Genomic DNA, 3,961 nt, shown 5'->3' with positions numbered 1-3,961 from the left:
ACCGCAACCTTCTATCTGGAAAAGGAATTGCACCAATATCCGATAGCTAGTGGAGGTATATAACCATTGATTCATGTTTTGAGAGTTACGTTAATCAATAAACAATAAGGGGGAAGAAACGTCAGCAACCCTCTGGTTGCTAATGCAATATAGCCAACTTTTTTCTCAATTAAAATACTTGATAAATTAATAATAATATACCGACCTTTACTTTTAACGTTTCTTTTTAGTTCAAATTTGAAGCCCAGGTATCTTTAATTTTCATAGATTAACAGAATAAAAACGCTCTCTTATGCCTGATATTGAAAAAGTATATGACGGACTGACGTCAAAAAATAAATTCCTGAATACGCTCTACGGAATCATCAACCGGCTAATAAAAGTGAATGATATGAATGACATTTGCTGGCGTTACCGAGATACAAAGCGGACTGATTTTGTAGATAAAGTATTTGAAGAAAGAGGAATCAAATTGATTTATGATCAGGACAGATTGAGTCAGCTTCAGCAAACAGCACCTTTTGTGATTGTCGCCAATCATCCCCATGGAATTGTAGACGGATTATTACTGGTCAAATTATTTGACCGCAGCCGGCAGCAATTCAAAATTGTGGTCAACAGCTATCTTTCGCCGATTAAAAGTCTCACAGACAACTTCCTGCTTGTAGATATTTTTGATGATTCTACAGATTACGCTTTCAAGTTCAGGGCTTGTAAAAACATACTGGAAAATATCGGACAGGGGAATACCGTCGCCTTTTTTCCAGCTGCCGACATCTCCAGATTCTCCTTCAGGAAATTCAGGATTGAAGACACTCCATGGAGCAGTACTTTCAGCAAAATCATATCCAAACAAAAACCACCCATATTACCCATATACATTTCCGGCAGAAATAGCAGCCTGTTCTACCTGTTGGTCGGCTTGTATCCCCCATTGGGCAAAGCAACCCTTATCCGTGAATTTTTCCTGAAGCGTGATTTTAGTGTCCATGTCAGATTCGGGGAATTGATTTCAAAAGATGAACTCCATCAGAAAGACCTGGGCCAATACCTCAGGAACAAAGTTTATAATTTACGCTAAAAACATAATCCCCTATTATGAACCAAAACACTTTAAATTCACTGGCCGCTAAATTAGACAGCCAATATCAGCGAATTCTGGAAGCAGATGATGAAAACATGAGGGTACAGATCGTGCAAAAGATCTACGATGAAGAGTTAAGCCTTGCCGATCAGCATACGGCAAACAACCTCAGCCTCATTAAAGACCAGTTTCTGGAAATTAATGATACCGCAACTGCAGTTCAATACCTGATTCAATGGGCCAATGCAAAAGAGCTGGCACATGAAAATTCAAAAAGAAGGGAAAATGAAGATCAGTTTGACCAGAAGTACGGAACGCTGACCAGCACCATTTTTGAGCAATATGAATTGCCGGAAGACATTAACCTCGAACGCTTTGTCAACGCCTACCGTTATTCACCAAGTCCGGTGAACATTGTAAGGGAAGCGATGCATCTTTTGAAAGAACACCGCATCGACTATAACAAATACACGTTTGTCGACATCGGTTCGGGACTTGGCAGGAACCTGCTGATCGCTTCCGAATACCCCTTTCAAAAAATCACAGGAATAGAAATCTCTTCTTATTTAACAGAAATCGCTAAAGGCAACCTGGACAAGTACAATTCCCCGACTCAAAAATGTAAAGATATCCGGCTGGAATGTACAGATATCCTGGCGTATTCCTTTCCAAAAGAAAATATGATCCTTTATTTTTGGGAACCTTTTACTGCAGATGTATCCGGACCTTTTATGCAAAGTCTGTCGCAATTTATCAGGGAAACCGGACTGACCATACACCTCATTTTTCTCGGTGCTGTTTTTCCTGCCATTGAAACATCTGACCTGTTCAAAATTACTGAGGCAAAGAAAATTGCCGATTCTGTTGGTGTAGATTGGGCCCTCAGCCTCTACTCAACAAACCATAACTCACTGTAAATCATATTAATCTATTTTTTTTATCAATAATTATTTATATTACCACATTAACGCTTACTCAAACTTCTTAAACAATGACGAACGACGCGCTCATTACATTAAATCCTTTCCAAAACATTGGAATGGCTTTCTCAGGTGGCGGTTTCCGCGCTGCAGCTTATGCGCTGGGCACATTAAGCTACCTGGATTACCTGAAAATTGACGATAAACCTCTGACAGAAAGAATCAGCTTCATGTCTTCAGCCTCGGGAGGGACAATTACTTCCATGCTTTTCGCCGCAGGACTGCATCAAAACGTGCCATTTACCGATTTTTATCGCAAGTTGTACCATGACCTCAATGGAGAGGCTGTCGTGGAGCTGGCATTGGCTACGCTGAACGACGAAAGTCAATGGCAGGAAGGTGCTGATGCAAAACAGCGGAACCTGATCAATTCTTTTGCAAAGGCATATGATCAGGTCTTTTTCAAACAGCAAACCATGTCCGTATTTTTTGAAAAAACCTATAGAAAAAAGATGGAGGTCTGCTTCAACAGTACCGAGTTTTACCGCGGGCTGAGTTTCCGTTTCCAGACGGATGGTACAGACAACCAGCACCAGGTGATCGGCAATAACTACCTATGGTTTGACAACAAACAGATGGAAACCTTTAAAAAGATCAAACTCGGAGACGTTCTGGCTGCTTCTTCCTGTTTTCCAATAGGATTTGAACCCGTTGTTTACCCCTCAGATTTCAGTTATTCGGACTCGCCGGAAAAGACACTTAGCTCTGCAGCTTTAAAAACCTCGCTTTACTATGAAAACTACAATGAAAAAAGCTTTCCGCTCTCCTTTGAACCGGAGGGTGGCCTAACAGCAGAAGAGCAGAAGGACAGTCATATCAGCTCCTTCGCACTGATGGATGGAGGAATCACGGATAACCAGGGGCTCTACAGCCTCATGCTGGCAGATAAAAAGCGACAGCGCAGGGTGAACCCGGACCCATTTGACCTGATGATCGTTACAGATGTAATGAGTTACTTTATGCACGCCTATGAAAGCCCGGTGGTAGAACAAAAGAAGGGCTGGCGGGAACAAAACCTGAATTACTTCCTCACCAAATTTAAAAAAACAGCTAAAAACATTAAGCGCAGTCCCCTGCTGTTCGGACTTGCTTTTATTGTATTTGCTGCATTGGGATGGATTTTTAAACCTTCCGGTCTCCGTTTAGCCGCAGTGATCCTAGCGAGCGTATCCGCCACGTTAGCAATCCTGACGAGCCTTGTGGTCTACTCCTCTACGGGCAAAAAACTGATCAGCAACCTGATTGCTTTTGATGTAAAGGAATTCCTCTATATCAAACTCGGCCTCCAAAAGATTTTCTCGAAAATCATTACAGATAAACTGGCAGGTTACCTTCAGTTCACCAGGTTGAACATACTCGAACAAATGATCAAAGCAAGGTTAACTTCAGGAATGACGATGGTATCAGAAGTGAACCTGAAACAGGTGAGGCGGTTGATTTACCAGATGTTTTATGATGACACTCAATGGGACAACAGACGGGTACCTAACTTCAGTTATGAACTGAGCACCTATAATATGGCGGCGAGAAACAATCGGTTTAACAATAAAAACCGTTTAAAATGGGTTCCCACTCCTGCCGATAAACAGCTCCTGCTGGAAGGGCTGGAAAAGATCCACCCTATTGCTGATGTCACCCGTGCAGCCGATACCACACTCTGGTATGATGCCATTCAGAAAAAAGACGAGGTCCTTAAACAGACTGTGACTACCGGACAATTCAGCATCTGCGTCAATCTGCTGGAATATGTCATTTCCCTGGAAAGGAAAAACATCTCCTTCAATCCTACATATAGCGCTGAACTCGCCGGTATAAAAAACAAGCTGGAACGTGATTTTCTACAATTTAAAGAAAATCCTTATTTCCTTTTCGATCAACTTGCAGGGGATTAACACCC

At 41.9% G+C, this 3,961-nt stretch carries 3 protein-coding genes; all 3 read left to right on the top strand.

From position 1 onward, the window contains the following. Nucleotides 1-292 precede the first annotated feature (292 nt). Nucleotides 293-1,081, top strand: coding sequence for a hypothetical protein (locus AAFF35_RS11490; protein WP_342332628.1), 789 nt, complete (start codon nucleotides 293-295; stop codon nucleotides 1,079-1,081). 17 nt (nucleotides 1,082-1,098) lie between these two features. Continuing rightward, nucleotides 1,099-2,001 carry a class I SAM-dependent methyltransferase gene (locus tag AAFF35_RS11485; RefSeq protein ID WP_342332627.1) on the top strand — a complete coding sequence of 301 codons (903 nt, stop codon included), beginning with the start codon at nucleotides 1,099-1,101 and terminating at the stop codon, nucleotides 1,999-2,001. A gap of 74 nt (nucleotides 2,002-2,075) precedes the next feature. Next, nucleotides 2,076-3,956, top strand: coding sequence for a patatin-like phospholipase family protein (locus AAFF35_RS11480; protein ID WP_342332626.1), 1,881 nt, complete (start codon nucleotides 2,076-2,078; stop codon nucleotides 3,954-3,956). Nucleotides 3,957-3,961 lie beyond the last annotated feature (5 nt).

Source organism: Pedobacter sp. FW305-3-2-15-E-R2A2, from assembly GCF_038446955.1.
Classification (GTDB): domain Bacteria; phylum Bacteroidota; class Bacteroidia; order Sphingobacteriales; family Sphingobacteriaceae; genus Pedobacter.
Note: the sequence above shows the minus strand (reverse complement) of the source record. Positions and strands in the feature narration are given on the sequence as shown.